The sequence below is a fragment of the Pseudoalteromonas sp. A41-2 genome (assembly GCF_015767615.1).
Lineage (GTDB): Bacteria > Pseudomonadota > Gammaproteobacteria > Enterobacterales > Alteromonadaceae > Pseudoalteromonas > Pseudoalteromonas lipolytica.
The window spans coordinates 1,735,913-1,751,035 of record NZ_CP065231.1 but is presented as its reverse complement, the minus strand read 5'-3'; the positions used below and the strand labels follow the sequence as shown (position 1 = coordinate 1,751,035).

Here is a 15,123-nt window from a genome sequence, read left to right as displayed (position 1 = left end):
GACTGGGTTAAAACGCCACTCATTAAGCAACCCCAGTTCTCATGCCAACATAATTAATACGAATTAAGATGAAGAATAAAATTTTTATAATAGGTCTGCCGCGCACAGGCACTACCAGTATTTGCTATAGCTTTTTACAATTAGGCTATAAAACGGCCCACACAGCGTATACACAAGCGGCAATTGAAAGTGCAGAGGTTATAGCTGACACTCCCGTCTTTAGTGAGTTTCCGTTACTTGATAAGCATTACCCAAACAGTATTTTTATTAATTTGCAGCGTGATTTATCAAAATGGATCCCCTCAATAAGACAACTGCTTGCGCGCATGCATACTAATTTAATGCGCGAAGATGGCGGCTTTAATAGCCATTTAAAACGCTGTTATTTAGAGGTGTTTGGCCACTACACACTGGCAGATATCGAATCAGATGAGTACCTTATTGCATGTTACAAGCGGCATCAACAGCAAGTGCAAAACTATTTTAGTGATAAAAAACAGCAACTATTAACACTTGATGTTGCAGACGAGCATAGCCCTGACGCACTCAAAGCATTTTTACAAACCGAGCAACCAATTGTTTTTAAACAACTGAATATGGCCGGTAAAGTAACGGCTTGGAATGACATAAAACACCCCGACAAAATAGCCTCAACCCGCAATGGAAAAATAGATAAATCCCTTGGTTACAATCACAAGATTTTATAACCAAAATGCGTTAAAATCGCCGCCATTATAAGTTAAGTTGTTCCTTATCATGTTTGAATTAAAATATCACACTCCCTTTGAATGGACAGAAGGTGTCTTAGCGGACTTCAACACCTTTTTACAAGACCATGCTGCCGCTGAAAAAAAAGCATCGGGTATGGCTATGTCAATGCTGTCGCATTACCCAGATCGTCGTAAACTTGTTAAAGCTATGACCGACTTAGCGCTTGAAGAAATGATTCATTTTAAGCAAGTTCTCAAGCTATTAATGGAACGCGATATTTCATTGGGTAACGATCAAAAAGACCCTTACATTAAGCAAATTCGTGGCTTATTCAGAAATGGCCGCGACGAGTTTTTAATGGACCGTCTACTCGTTGCGGGTGTTATTGAAGCAAGAGGGCATGAACGCTTTTCATTAGTTGCCGAAGCGCTACCTGCTGGCAAAGAAAAAGAGTTTTATGTGGCCATCGCGAAATCTGAAGAAAAGCATAAAAACTTATTTGTCGAACTTGCCTACGAGTATTTCGACAAGCATGAAGTAGATACACGACTAGAAGAAATTCTTATTGCTGAAGCCAAAATCTGTGAAAGCATTCCGTTTACAGCCGCACTTCACTAAATGGTATCACGCGCATAGGGCTCAGTGAGCTCTATGCGCAAAATAGGTACTTAGAAAACAGTAATTAAGTATTTTGAAAATACTTTTTCGAACTGTGATTGATTAAATAAACATCAAACATCTCGCTTTCCTCCTATAGTTAAAGTAATCAATAGTGAGGATAAAAGCATGAAATGGATGATGACTCTCACAACGCTATCGTTAATTGGTATCGTAATTACGGGTAACTCAATTTACTCTGAAGTGAAAATCTTTCAAAGCAACGATAAGCCAACCGAAATAACCGCCAGTATGTATCGTTCTCTTATTTGGCACAGTGAAGTGTACAAAGACGATGAGTTTCTAACAATTTCAAATAGTTACTTTAGCGATGGCAAAATTGATACCCGTGAATATTCTAAACTAACCAGTTTAGCAAAGAAAAATACCGGTCCACTTATTTACCTGCAAGAATCTGATGAACAGCTTTGGCACGCAAGGTATAAGTACAAGCAGTATCTCGAAGAAAACATTCCCTCTGAACTTGCTTCAATCCATTGAATGGGCTTGTTTAAAGTCGCTTATTAAAGAACTCAGCTCGACAAGTGTTGGCTCACCGCCTAAATAATTTGTATCGATGTGATAAGTGTTCCCAATCCAATAGGGCCGAGGGGTCGAGTTATGGCCATGAATAGAAAAGTCGACGCCTTGGTTGTGCAAAACCTTACCTTGTTTTGTAATAGATCTATCCCAAAGTAAGCCGGTAACGGCTTGAGAATGATTGCGAGGAATATTTTGCCAATGCCAATTTTGTGGCACCGTGTGCGACAAACCAATTGTCATGCCTGCATATTCAATAAGGTAAGAAAGAGGGCAATTTAGGAGTTGCAGGCAAACATCCATACGTTCAGCCTCGCTTAATTCGTAATGCCAACGCCCGCCATTTTCAACCCATAACGCGTGATAACCACTATCTTGGGCAAGAACTGATTCGAGCATCATATGTTCATGATTACCCAGAGTCATATAAACACTCAGCTCTTTAAACCTCTGTAATAGAGCAACACTGTGTGCACCTCTATCAATAACATCGCCAAGTGCAAATAATACATCGTTTGCTGCATTAAAATTTACCGATGCTAACGCACGTTCAAACTTGGGTAGGTCGGCATCTAAATCACCAATAACAAAAACACGTTTTTTAGCATCAAGTGTCAGTTTTACTTGCACAGTATTATTGAGAATGGCTTGGCAATTAACTAAATTCAAAATGCACTCCTTTCACGTTCTATGAATATTAGCCTAACATAACTCGTTGCCTTTTTGGCAAGGGCTGGATATTATCTAGTCTCATTATTTAGGAGCACGCGCCAACATGAACAACTAAACCTGTTATCCAATTTCATTTTTTCTTTGGACCAACAGGGTTAGTAGGCGTTGCTCACTATCACTTTACACGCGTAAAATATCTTTGCGTTACCAACGCTTTCTGCCCCTGTATTACAGGAGGCACTATGCCACAACTTCACGCTTTTAACCTTTGCTTTCAGCATGCCAATGGCAAACGTCTGTTTAACAATATAACACTGTCATTAACAGCAAAAACAACCGCACTTGTTGGTCGCAATGGCAGTGGTAAATCAATTTTAGCATCGTTACTTTGTAAAGAGCGCTCGCCAACGTCAGGAACAGTAAACAGCAGCGGCGTAATGGGTATATATAAACAAGTCGACGACATTAAACGGTTAAATACCCTCACAGTTGCTGAATCTATAGGGCTTGATCATTACTTCAACGCCTTGCAGGCCATTAATGAAGGCCAATTCACAGAACACGACTTAACATTAGTGGATGGTTATTGGGATTTAGAACAACGCTTTAATTCTGTATTAAATAAATTAGGCCTTAAAAACATCACTGCCACTGCGCGTGCGAATTCCTTAAGTGGCGGGCAACTCAGTCAATTAAAATTATGGGCTTTATTTACCTTAAAGCACGATATTTTGATTCTCGATGAGCCTTCAAATCATTTAGATAATCAGGGTAAAGCATGGTTAAAAAATCAAATTGAATCATATCCAGGGCAAATATTACTGATCAGCCATGACCGAGAGTTACTAGAAATTGTTGATGAAATATGGGAACTATCGTCACTGGGGTTAGTTGTTTATGGTGGCAACTTTACAGATTACACCCGCCAAAAACAGCAACATGTTACAGCATTAGAAAACAAGCTTAATACAGCGACAAAACAACAAAGTAAGCTTGAAGCTCAACAGCACGTTAATAAACAAAAAGCAGAAAAACGCGCGAATAAAGGCACAAAGCTTCAAAAATCAGGCAGCCAGCCCAAAGTGCTTCAAGATGCTAAAAAAGACAGAGCCTCAGCAAATCAATCATCGCAAAGTAAAAACGCAGCAAAAAGAGAGGCGCAAATCACTAAAAATAAGCAAGTGCTTATATCTCAACTTGAGCAAATAAAACCCCAACAGTTCTATTTAAATCAAACAGAGTTTAAACGCCAAAAAGCAGTAACACTCGAGAACGTTGTATTGCAGTATGGTTCGCACACCCCCTTAAATTTATCGCTTTATAATGATGAAAAAATACATTTATCGGGCGCCAATGGCACCGGCAAATCAACACTTTTAAAAACGATGATGGCTAAATTGCCAGTTAGAGCAGGGCAGATACATGTTAATCAACCACTCTATTATTTAGACCAACATTTTTCATTAATAAATAATGACTTAACCCTGCTTGATAACCTAATGTTCTATTGCCGCGAGTTAACCCACAATACAGCCCGAACACTCCTTGCTAGTTTAAACTTCAGAAAAGACGACGTTTATAAACAAGCCGCACAGTTAAGTGGTGGCGAAAAAATGAAACTCGCAATGTGTATCGTAAGCCATATTGAAAAGCATGTTTTTTTGTTACTCGACGAGCCCGATAATCACCTAGACCTTGAATCAAAACAGCTTTTAGCCGATGCATTACACGCATTTAATGGCGGGTTTATCATAGTCAGCCATGATCACTATTTTATAGAGGAAATTGGTTGTCATAAGAAAATTGCATTATAAAACAGATGGATAACCTTGCATTATAAACGCTGAAATCATAACGATAGCGGCCAAGGGGTAGGGTATGGCCATCGGTGCAAACTCAATCAATGTGTTATTCGTAATCATTGTGCAAATTGGTGGCGCGTTCGCCACCGCAATGCAAACAGACATTACTTGGATAAAGTAAGTCATCAAAAAACACGGTGAAGATATTACTAAACTACAGGATAAATTATGATAGCGACATTAGGTAAATATTTAGCAGCTAAATTGCTAACCGAAGCATTTATAAAACGTGTCTGTTTAGCTACGGCTAAGCACTTAGCTAGCAAGTCTGAAAACAAGCTTGATGATGAATTAGTAAGTGCGTTATCAGAAGCATTAAAGTAAGGTTAAGTCACCAATGCCCGCTTTATAAGCGGGTTTTATTTTATTTCTTCAAAAACTAACTCGAACTTTGATTTAGATAATTTTGCTTGGAATATTTTAGGCGTAAATTTACTTTCACGAGCTATTTTTATTGCTGTTTCTTTCTCTTCATCCGATATGCATGCTCCTAAAGTAACACTCTTAATTGCGCCTTCATCTAAATTTAAGTATTTGGTACCTATAACAAACTGAGGGTTATTCTCTCTTAATGCAATTCTAAATTCCTGTTCATATTTCCATTCCTTAGATTTTGTTAAAACAGGAACTACTGAATCTAGTTCAGATGGAAACGGATAAACCACAGAAGGGTACGTATCTGTGTATTTTACTTTTCTAGCACCATTCATAGGTGGATATGCGCAATCAAATTCTATGCATATCCCCTTATGTGACTTAGCATAATGTGACCAAAATAGTAGATTATCTCGATTAGGTGAAAAACAGCAAATTCGACTCTCTTGAAAAACCTCTATAAGACTCTTATTTATCAAATTGTCAACTGCGTCATGATCAGTGATAAACTTAGTTGCAATTTTATTAGCGGCGTCATAATTAAATTTGGTTCTATTTCTTCTAGCACTTTTTCTTGCTTCAATTAATAGATACCTTCGAAGCTCAGGAACATTTGTGTTAGACATTGAGAAATGAGGCTTGCATTCAAAAGGATCATTGAACATTGAAGGAGTAGACAAGAACAAGTAACCATCGGTCAATAAGCATTCTAAATACCTTGCATCTTTTGTCTCATCAGAAACAATTGGCATGAATCGATATAAAGAATGATGTCCGCACTCAACTGCAGACGGGTGAGCTATTTTAAAATCATTTATATTCATTTATTTCTGCAAATAATACTTTAAAGTACTATGATGCCGCACAAATAAATGTGCGGCAAATTCTATGCAGTTTTTTTGTCTCCATACTTCAAAACAATATCTTTAAGAGCAAGCTGATCACTCATTTTGATTAGGTCATTACCAATGATTTTAAGGGTTTCACTGGCTTCAACTAGGTCATACAAGTGTTCTATTTGAGCTTGTAGGGCATCGACGTGGCTTTCGTTATAACGAACAGAGCGTTGTAAAAACTCAATCCTGTTGATGAAATTATAAGGCACATAAGATTCAACGTGTGATATCTAAAAACAACCATCTCTAAAAATTAATAAATAACCAGACCGTGCAAACCGTAACGCTAGTAAAGCAATGTGTATTTAAACAGACAAACAGTGTAGTGACAGATTACCACTTAAATGAGAGTGAGTGTAAATCAGTTCGTTTAAATTAAACGTGGTAAAAATGACAAATACAAATTGGTTTATAACTCACAATGTAAAAGAGCATCTTTGTACAAAAGCAGGTGAAAATACGTTAAATCTACAAGGCAATGAACTTAATTATATAAATATTTATGCTATTTAACATAATATAAATTATAGGAAGTAATGGTTTGTATCTATCTGAGCGCTGTCTTCAGTGATACTAAGTCCAATACTAGACGGTATCGGACATTAGGTGGTTGTTTTGCTATATAATCCATTTAATTATCGACTGTTTCTTGAGCTTAGGTATTGCATGGCATATATTAAAACTATCAAACTAAGATGTAACGATAAGATGTAAACAATATGGAATTTGTGAAACCGTTAGAACCCATTTTGATAATTGATGATATGCAAGATATCAGAGACTATCTCAATCAGATATTAACAGGCCTTGGCTTTGAAGATATTTTAGAAAGCCGAGATTTTGAATCAGCTAAAACAGTTATTGAAGAAAAATCGCCTAACGTCATCTTTCTCGATATAGAGCTCCCCAACACAGACGGCACAGAGATTTTAGAATACTTAAACGACAACTACCCACACACACATGTTGTTATGTGCTCTGGCCACAACAGTCTCGAAAATGTACAAAACACGTGGGAACTTGGCGCGAAAGGTTTTATTGCTAAACCATTTAACGCAAAAAAAGTCGATACTGTTATGAAACGTCTAGAATTGATGTAAACCATAACAAATTAAGAAGTTTATGAATTCGACTATTGAACGCGTTATAGATGACCTATCGACAGTAATATTTGGTAAACAACAACAAATTAAGTTGGCATTAGCCTGTTTATTCAGCCAAGGTCATTTGTTAATTGAAGACTTACCAGGTATGGGTAAAACCACTTTATCGCATGCACTTGCGGCGGTTTTAGGTTTATCGTATCAACGCATTCAATTTACCAGTGACTTACTTCCGTCAGATATATTAGGAACAAATATATTTGATGCCAAAGCACACACTTTTTCATTTCATCAAGGGCCTGTTTTTAGCCAAGTTGTGCTTGCAGATGAAATAAATCGCGCGGGTCCTAAAACACAAAGCGCTCTGTTAGAAGCAATGGAAGAAAAGCAAGTCACGGTCGACTCTGTTAAACACGCCCTGCCATCGCCTTTTTTTGTGATTGCTACACAAAACCCAGTAAATCAGTCTGGTACATATCCTTTACCTGAGTCACAGTTAGACCGCTTTTTTATGCGAATTAGTTTAGGGTTTCCTGATAAACAGGCTGAAAAAAACTTAATTTTGGGTTTAAATAATCGTAACTACGACGATTTACCCGTGCGTATAACAACTGAGCAACTCTCTATTATTCAAACAGAAATTACTCAGGTCACACTCAGCAATGCCGTTGTTGATTATATTTTAGAGTTAGTTGCATTTACTCGCCAAGACAAGCACTTTGTTAATCCTTTATCGCCAAGAGCATCTATTGCGCTTTCTCGTGCAGCTAAAGCATGGGCCTACATTGAAGGACGTAATTTTGTTTTACCTGAAGACGTTCAAGCGGTGTTTGCAAGTGTGACCGATCACCGTCTTGGGTTGAATAAAGATGACAGTGCTTATGCACTAAAACATGTTCCTGTTAGCTTGTAAAAGATGCTTAAGCGCCCTACTTTTGCAACTCGTGTTACGCACTTTTTTATAAATAAGTTATTAAAAAATAAGCATAAAACAAACGAGATTACACTGCGTCATAATACAATTTACGTTTTGCCATCGCGCTTAGGAGCTAAATTTCTATTTGTGGCACTGTTAAATTTTGTGATGGGTATTAATTATCAAAACAACCTTATTTTAGCGATGGCGTACCTCATGGTTGTTTTATTAGTGTTCGCCATTTTAACGGGTTATAAAAATCTACGTGGTCTCAGTGTAAAGTTTAATCACGTAATGCCATGCTATGCACCCAATCAACCAAGCGCTCATTTTTCTATAAAAGCTAAGAGCGCGTGTCAAGGTGTTGCGCTTGGATATAAAAATACAAAATCACAGCTCATTGATGTCGGTAATAACGAAGTAGTAAATACGCATATTTCGTTAAACTTAGACAAACGTGGGCGTTATTGCTTCGAAAAAGTCCAAATTTATAGCTCTTTTCCTTTTGGGCTTGTGTCTGTATGGAGTTATATTCAGCCCAGTGATGCAATTTATATATACCCAGAGCCAATCGATGACCCTAGTTTAGTTTTTGACACACTGGAATTAGGCGATAGCGAAGAGCATGAAAGCCAACAAAAGCCGGGATCGGATGATTTTCACCAACTGTCTCCTTTTATCCCCGGTACAGCACTTAATAAAGTATCTTGGAAACACTACGCAAAAACTCAGCAGTTACTCAGCAAGGAGTTTACGAGTCATTCGTCTGCCAAAATGGCACTTAACTTTAATAAGTTAAACGGCAATACTGAAACTAGGCTCAGTCAACTATGTTATTTAGTCAATAAGCTCACTGAACAGCACGTTACATTTTCTTTAACGTTGCCAAATAGTGAGGTTGCTTCGGGTTGCGGTTTAAAACATCAAAAATCATGCCTTCAAGCGCTGGCGGAGTTTTAAATATGCTGAAGATGCATAATGCAGGCTTAATAAATTCGGCACTTTCATTCATATTCATCATTATGAGTGGATTTTTGTTTACTGAAGTCCCTGCTCTTTTTCTCGCCATTTTAATTTCTTTAAGCTGCCTTAATTTATTAATTGGAAAGTTCTATAAAAAACTCAATGGTAAGGTGGCTAATATTTTAGCTGCGGCCTGTCTAATCGCTTTATTTGTTGTTGTCGGTGTGTCTGACACAGTTAAGTTATTTGTTTCAATGATGCTACTTGCAAGTACATTTAAACTATTGCAAGCGCGAACAACCAAGCAATATCAAACCGTGTGTTTACTCGTGTTTTTTAACTTATCGACCCTGTATCTCTTTCATCAAGGTTTACTCGAAACATTGCTGGTAAGCAGCTTATATATCGTTAATTTTGCAGTCCTTGGCTATTTAGACAGCCCTAATAGCTTTAAAACGGCTAATAAACAGAGTGTTAAGACCATTTTGTTCGCTTTACCTATTGCTGCATTTCTAATTTTATTTTTACCAAGACTTCCTGCTTTTTGGCAATTACCGGGGCCAAAGCTTGCTAAAACAGGTTTGTCTGAACAGGTAAACCCGTTTTCTATTGCCAAATTGGCAGAATCAGACGAGCTAGTTTTTAGAGTTGAAGAGCCTAATAATACAGCTCTGCAGCCCCCCTATTATTGGCGAAGCCTTATTCATGATGAGTTTAATGGTAACGAATGGTTAATATCGGACATTTTAAAATCTCAACAGTTTAACCTTACTCGCAAGCCAGTTGCCCCTCAAAACTACGTTCAATATCAAGTTATTGCAGAGCCTTCATCGGCTAATTGGTTATATGGTTTGGGGTACGCAACAAGTGATAATACGGCTGTAGTCTCCACCTATAATGGTTTGCTAAAACGCAAAGGCAATTTAAATAAGAATATAAAATACACCGTTAAAAGCGGCTCATTAAATAATGTTGTTCTGTCTGACTTTGAAAAAAGACTGTATACGCGACTTCCTGGCAACGTGAACCCTAAAACGCGCACACTGTCATTATCTCTCGCTGAAAAAAATACCAACGAAGAAGCCTATTTTAATGCTTTATTGCGCTATTTTAATGAACAAGCATTTAGCTACACACTCACACCAACAGCAATGACTGGCGAGAATACAATTGACCAGTTTGTATTTGATAATAAACGTGGCTTTTGTGGACATTACGCAAGTACAGCAGCCTTTATGTTCAGGGTTGCCAAAGTTCCTGCGCGTGTAGTTTCTGGTTACTTAGGCGGCGAACAAAAGCAAGGTTCAACACTCAACGTCTATCAATACGATGCCCATGCCTGGGTAGAAGTACATTTTAATAATGCGTGGCATGTGTTTGATGCAACCGCGGTTGTTGCTCCAGAGCGGTTAAATGGCTCGTTATCACAATTAAGCGAATTAAATGAAAGCTTTAATGAAAATTTAGGGTTTGGCCTAAAACGCTGGAGTCACTTTAAAGCAATAAATTGGCTTAGAAATCACCTTGAAGAATTAGATTATAAATGGACAAATTGGGTGCTGACATTTGATCAGCAATCACAACAAAACTTTTTAAAATCATTATTTGGAAATAAAGCGAACTGGATAACACCACTTGTAGTTTTGGCTACGCTGGCCTTTGTTTTTCTAGGTTACTTTTTCTATTCAAAGCGCACGCCTCTCTCTAATGAGCCACTTATTAACGAAATAGAACAGCTTTACCGTTGGGCGAATAAACGGGGTATTGAAACAGATGTCACTCTTACTCCTTTGCAAAACATTGCAAATATAAAAAAACAAAAGCCCCATTTATCCAGCGTATTGGCTAAATTTGAACAGATAATCATCGAAGTGCGCTATCAACAGCTCGCATTTACTCAAAAACGTAAAACCACTGCTCGAGTTCTGTTAAACTCTCTCAAAACAGCAAAATAGAGAACAATATGAATGCAGTAATTGTTGGCGTTATATTAATGCTGGTACTGACACTTTGCCGTATTAATGTCATTGTCGCGATGACACTAAGTGCCATTGTTGCCGGTTTAACGGCTGGGCTTGGCTTGTCAGATACGCTTAATGCATTTAACGATGGGTTATCGGGCGGCGCTGAAATAGCACTAAGTTACGCAATGCTAGGTGCATTTGCTGTGGCTATTTCTAAGTCAGGGTTAACACGTATTTTAGCAGCCAAATTGCTCAAGCAAGTGAATGATAACAGCCACAAAGGCGAAACAACCCTAAGCTACTTAATTTTAAGCATCATATTATTGTGTGCGATTTCGTCGCAGAACTTAGTCCCGGTACATATCGCATTTATTCCTATATTAATTCCCCCGTTACTTATTGTATTTAACACGCTACGATTAGATAGACGTGCCATTGCCTGTATTTTAACTTTTGGTCTTGCAACCTCTTATATGGTTCTTCCGTATGGGTTTGGTGGAATCTATTTATATTCAATTTTACATAAAAACCTCACTGAAAACGGTTTAGAACTTGTGAATACACAAGTCCCTATCGCTATGATAATTCCTGCGCTTGGCATGTTAGTTGGGTTAATTATCGCGGTATTTGTTAGCTACAAAAAGCGACGTCATTATGAGGCTCACGCCCTAACAGAAAAACAGCAAGACGTCGTTATCGAACAACCAAAAAAGGTATTGGCTGTTGGTATTGCTGCCGTACTTTGCTCGTTGCTGGCTCAAAATGTGAGTGGTTCTATGATTCTAGGTGGCCTTGTTGGAGTTATGATATTTAGTCTGTTTGGTATTGTTAAGTGGGAGCAGAACAGCGACGTTTTTAGTAAAGGTGTAGCCATGATGGCAATGATTGGCTTTATTATGATTTCGGCACAAGGCTTTGCTTCCGTTATGAAAGCAACTGGCGACGTTACCTCATTAGTAAGCTCTGCTGCTGGTATGATAGAAGGAAACAAACCGCTTGCCGCTGCACTCATTTTATTAGTTGGCCTATTGATCACCATGGGCATTGGTAGTTCTTTTTCTACGGTGCCAATTATTGCGACCCTTTTTGTACCACTGTGCTTAGAACTTAACTTTTCTGTTATGGCAACGGCTGCACTTGTTGGTACTGCTGGGGCATTAGGTGATGCGGGCTCCCCTGCTTCTGATTCTACCTTAGGACCAACGTCTGGATTGAACGCCGACGGCCAACATGATCATATTTGGGATTCAGTGGTACCCACATTTATTCACTTTAATATTCCGCTACTGATATCGGGTTGGATAGCAGCAATGGTACTTTAAATTAAAACACTGTACTGCAACTTCAAAAGTTATGCTGTTAGTTAAAAAGACGATAGCCCTGCATATGTGGGGCTTTTTATTACCTTGTTACGGGCAATTTTAAACACTTTTTTGCTTTTCTCTTAAATTGCATATTCAGGTATCCCCTGTTTAATTTAAGGCAAAGTATTCATAAGTGCCGAGTAATACATATTACAATATATAGTATGATGTGTTCTTTTGAGTGGATTAAATAAGTACCCGCAGGTACTTATTTATTTTGGTTATCTTTAAGTGTGTTAGCTGTCGAAACCGTAGATCATTTTATCGCACACAACCGGTGTTGGTCTGTGGTTATCATCAACCGCTACAAACGTAAAACTACCCGAGATAGCAAGATGCTTATCGTCTTTATGCATCCTCTCTAAAAATATCTCTACGTCTACTTTTAGGCTGGTATTACCAACATAGACTACTTTAGAGATAAGTTCTGCAAACGTACCGGCAGGAATCGCTTCTTTAAAGTCAACACGGTCAGACGAAATCGTTACTAAAGGTTTACGACAAAAACGAGTTGCAGCAATAAAAGCAACTTCATCCATCCACGCTAACGCATCACCACCAAATAAGGTGTTGTGGTGGTTAGTACGGCCAGGAAATACTGTTTTTGTTACCGACGTTGTTGAGTCAGCAATACGCTGGGCAATAATAGCGTCACGATCGATTTGTTGTGTCATAGTCTCTACTTTTCATTAGCTAATGTGTCTTGCATCATTAGCGCAGGGTCAAGGCGTTCATTTTTCCAATTAAAACGCCAGTCTAAATGGGGTCCTGTTACTCGGCCCGTTGCACCTATCTCAGCGATTTTATCGCCTCGGGTAATGGTATCCCCTACTTTTACATCTAATTTGCTTAAATGAATATAAGTCGAAGTCACACCATGGCCATGGTCAAGAATCAACGTGCCACCAGAGTAATATAAATCAGGCTCAGCAAAAACAACGGTACCACTGACAGGCGCATACACAGGGCTGCCAGTTTTATTTGCGATGTCTAAACCAAAGTGTGGTCTACGTGGCTCACCGTTAAAGTAACGCTGGCTGCCATACACACCCGAAATACGGCCTTGTGCTGGCTTATAAACCGGATCTAAAAAATAACGGAGGTCAGAATTAACTTCTCGCGCTTTTCGTACAGCAACCGCTTCACGAGAAATTCGCTCAGATACCTCTTTGGGCGGCGAAACATACTTTTTTGCCACGCCTGTAATTTTGTCAATCTTGTATTCGCGCTTTGTAATAACAATGGCTTGCTCATGCTCGACACCGTCATTATCAACCCACGTTAATGTGTGCTCTGTGTCTGCGTCACGGCCAAAACCAAATACAAATTCACCTTGAGGCGACAATTTTAAGTTTTCACCGTTAAAACTCACACTTTTAACGTTTTCAAGTTGGCCTGTGACTAAACCACCTTGGGTTAAATGTCCTTTTAGTTCAACCGCATTTACATGTATAGACAACAAACTTGCCAACGCGGTTAGCAGTAATCCCTTACGCATAGCTAATTGATCCTTTGCCGACCCCTTCGTACGCGGTGATTTTCACCTCAGACTCTGGGTATTCGTTTTTAACTTGCGTGCTAAGATAGTCAGCTATGCATTCAACCGTGGTATCGCAAGGTAAAATGTCGCAACGCGATTCAGCAATGGCCATTTCAAAGTAGCCTTGCTGCGATGTATACGCAAAGCACACATCGTTATCTTCTGCTGTAACATGTTTTAACTCTGCTTTGCTGACTTCGTCTTCAGCTGTCGCTAAATAAATATCTTCCCATTTATCGGCCCACTCTTTTTGCAAACGCGGCATAGCCATGCCATCAAGGCTAATACCAATTTGCGAACGGTGACCATGAATAATGCGCTGACAATTGCCATCATGCTTTTTAAGACCATGGCTGTAGTGGTAGTAAAAACTTTGGCTGCGCTCAGGGTATAAATTAATTTCAATTTTTTCGATGTTGCTAGGCAATTGCGGCATTATCGTTTTAATTAAAAACGCGGTTACTGAGTGCTCATCAATCACGTCGGCATCAATTAAACAAAAGGCTTGGTTTGGTGCGCTCATCGCTAAGTGATGGTTGTCACCAAAATGACAATCTAATACGCTGTGCTCATCGTGTTGAGTAAGTGAACCGTTTAGTTTCGCAGGCACGGCAAGTTTGTGATCAATACATTCATCAATAATGCCTTTGATTTGTTTTTTAACTAAACCAAAATCAAGCACCATAGACTCATCATTAAGTTGGCCATGCAGGGTTAAATCAACAATCCAGCTCTCGCCAACTGCGCCGCGTTTATTACACAAGTAAGAAAAATCAATCACTGTCAGTGAGTTTACAAAAAGGATCATAAATTTCCTTTAGACTGGTTAAAGAATCACAGCAATTATAATGATTTTTAATACACAATGCGCGGTTTTATCTCCCTTTAACAGCAACAGTTTAATTAAATGGTCATAAAACAAACGAAAAATAGCAAAAAATTAACTGCTCCGAGTTGTTTAGCGTACAAGTGTACGCTAAAGTACGGGGCAATTTCTAAGCGATGAAAAAGAGTTATGGAACCTAAAAACAGCTATACAAAAGAAGAATTGGTCCTTTGTGGTCAAGGTGAAATGTTTGGCGAAGGCAATTGTCGTCTTCCAAGCGATAACATGTTAATGATGGATCGTATCGTTTCTATCACTGCCGATGGTGGTGAACACGGTAAAGGTCAAATCGTTGCTGAACTTGATATCAACCCTGATCTTTGGTTTTTCGACTGCCATTTTAAAGGTGATCCAGTAATGCCGGGTTGTCTTGGTTTAGATGCAATGTGGCAATTAGTTGGCTTTTTCCTTGGCTGGTCAGGTGGCCCAGGTCTTGGTCGTGCACTGGGTGTAGGTGAAGTTAAATTTACTGGTCAAATCTTACCAACGGCTAAAAAAGTAACTTACCGTTTAGATATGAAGCGTGTTATCAAGCGTAAATTGTTCATGGGTATGGCTGACGGTACTGTAGAAGTAGACGGTCGTGTAATCTATGAAGCAAAAGATCTTAAAGTAGGTCTTTTCCAAGATACAACTGCATTCTAATAACCCCATAATGCAGAAACAAAAAAGCC

Annotated in this window: 17 protein-coding genes; 11 read left to right on the top strand and 6 right to left on the bottom strand. The window is 38.8% G+C overall.

Features of this window, described 5'->3' with window-relative positions; translation table 11 throughout:
- The first annotated feature begins 68 nt into the window (after positions 1 to 68).
- From IT970_RS08030 to IT970_RS08020, 3 genes are all read left to right on the top strand, one after another.
- Positions 69 to 707 (top strand): sulfotransferase, encoded by a 639-nt coding sequence (locus IT970_RS08030; protein ID WP_075593563.1) that lies wholly within the window; start codon positions 69 to 71, stop codon positions 705 to 707.
- 49 nt (positions 708 to 756) lie between these two features.
- Positions 757 to 1,329, top strand: a complete 573-nt coding sequence (locus IT970_RS08025; RefSeq protein ID WP_075593564.1) for a tRNA-(ms[2]io[6]A)-hydroxylase — start codon at positions 757 to 759, stop codon at positions 1,327 to 1,329.
- Between the two features lie 168 nt (positions 1,330 to 1,497).
- Positions 1,498 to 1,869, top strand: a complete 372-nt coding sequence (locus tag IT970_RS08020; protein ID WP_036968379.1) for a hypothetical protein — start codon at positions 1,498 to 1,500, stop codon at positions 1,867 to 1,869.
- Here IT970_RS08020 and IT970_RS08015 read toward each other — a convergent pair.
- Positions 1,858 to 2,577, bottom strand: coding sequence for a metallophosphoesterase (locus tag IT970_RS08015; protein ID WP_075593565.1), 720 nt, complete (start codon positions 2,575 to 2,577; stop codon positions 1,858 to 1,860). The genes IT970_RS08020 and IT970_RS08015 overlap by 12 nt on opposite strands.
- Before the next feature lie 245 nt (positions 2,578 to 2,822).
- Between IT970_RS08015 and IT970_RS08010 the strand changes: the two genes are divergently transcribed.
- A complete protein-coding gene (locus tag IT970_RS08010; RefSeq protein ID WP_196857753.1) occupies positions 2,823 to 4,394 on the top strand; it encodes an ABC-F family ATP-binding cassette domain-containing protein in 1,572 nt (523 codons plus the stop codon).
- A gap of 216 nt (positions 4,395 to 4,610) precedes the next feature.
- Positions 4,611 to 4,766: a hypothetical protein gene (locus IT970_RS08005; RefSeq protein ID WP_196857752.1), complete on the top strand. Its 156-nt coding sequence runs from the start codon at positions 4,611 to 4,613 to the stop codon at positions 4,764 to 4,766.
- Between the two features lie 35 nt (positions 4,767 to 4,801).
- Here the strand turns inward: IT970_RS08005 and IT970_RS08000 are convergent, their stop codons facing one another.
- Complete coding sequence (locus IT970_RS08000; RefSeq protein ID WP_196857751.1) at positions 4,802 to 5,641, bottom strand: DUF2971 domain-containing protein; 840 nt, start codon at positions 5,639 to 5,641, stop codon at positions 4,802 to 4,804.
- 62 nt (positions 5,642 to 5,703) lie between these two features.
- Entirely contained in the window at positions 5,704 to 5,922 is a 219-nt protein-coding gene (locus IT970_RS07995) for a hypothetical protein (RefSeq protein WP_196857750.1), read from the bottom strand.
- Positions 5,923 to 6,432: 510 nt separating this feature from the next.
- On the opposite strand from IT970_RS07995, the gene IT970_RS07990 reads away from it, so the two are divergent.
- The 5 genes from IT970_RS07990 (at position 6,433) to IT970_RS07970 (ending at position 11,981) form a co-directional block, all read left to right on the top strand.
- Complete coding sequence (locus IT970_RS07990) at positions 6,433 to 6,813, top strand: response regulator (protein WP_036968390.1); 381 nt, start codon at positions 6,433 to 6,435, stop codon at positions 6,811 to 6,813.
- Between the two features lie 22 nt (positions 6,814 to 6,835).
- Positions 6,836 to 7,729, top strand: coding sequence for an AAA family ATPase (locus tag IT970_RS07985; protein ID WP_180311563.1), 894 nt, complete (start codon positions 6,836 to 6,838; stop codon positions 7,727 to 7,729).
- A 150-nt stretch (positions 7,730 to 7,879) separates the two neighbouring features.
- Complete coding sequence (locus IT970_RS07980; RefSeq protein WP_196857749.1) at positions 7,880 to 8,692, top strand: DUF58 domain-containing protein; 813 nt, start codon at positions 7,880 to 7,882, stop codon at positions 8,690 to 8,692.
- A gap of 2 nt (positions 8,693 to 8,694) precedes the next feature.
- Positions 8,695 to 10,650: a transglutaminase family protein gene (locus IT970_RS07975; RefSeq protein WP_196857748.1), complete on the top strand. Its 1,956-nt coding sequence runs from the start codon at positions 8,695 to 8,697 to the stop codon at positions 10,648 to 10,650.
- 8 nt (positions 10,651 to 10,658) lie between these two features.
- Positions 10,659 to 11,981 carry a Na+/H+ antiporter family protein gene (locus tag IT970_RS07970; protein ID WP_196857747.1) on the top strand — a complete coding sequence of 441 codons (1,323 nt, stop codon included), beginning with the start codon at positions 10,659 to 10,661 and terminating at the stop codon, positions 11,979 to 11,981.
- A 278-nt stretch (positions 11,982 to 12,259) separates the two neighbouring features.
- Here the strand turns inward: IT970_RS07970 and IT970_RS07965 are convergent, their stop codons facing one another.
- From IT970_RS07965 to IT970_RS07955, 3 genes are read right to left on the bottom strand one after another with little or no spacing between them, the layout of a single operon-like run.
- Complete coding sequence (locus tag IT970_RS07965) at positions 12,260 to 12,697, bottom strand: acyl-CoA thioesterase (protein ID WP_036968399.1); 438 nt, start codon at positions 12,695 to 12,697, stop codon at positions 12,260 to 12,262.
- 5 nt (positions 12,698 to 12,702) lie between these two features.
- A complete protein-coding gene (locus tag IT970_RS07960) occupies positions 12,703 to 13,521 on the bottom strand; it encodes a M23 family metallopeptidase (RefSeq protein WP_180311559.1) in 819 nt (272 codons plus the stop codon).
- Entirely contained in the window at positions 13,514 to 14,371 is an 858-nt protein-coding gene (locus IT970_RS07955; protein ID WP_196857746.1) for a 6-carboxytetrahydropterin synthase, read from the bottom strand. The genes IT970_RS07960 and IT970_RS07955 overlap by 8 nt, the downstream gene beginning before the upstream one ends.
- A 207-nt stretch (positions 14,372 to 14,578) precedes the next feature.
- On the opposite strand from IT970_RS07955, the gene fabA reads away from it, so the two are divergent.
- On the top strand, positions 14,579 to 15,094 hold the full coding sequence (gene fabA / locus IT970_RS07950) for a bifunctional 3-hydroxydecanoyl-ACP dehydratase/trans-2-decenoyl-ACP isomerase (RefSeq protein WP_036968405.1): 516 nt from the start codon (positions 14,579 to 14,581) through the stop codon (positions 15,092 to 15,094).
- Positions 15,095 to 15,123: the final 29 nt, after the last annotated feature.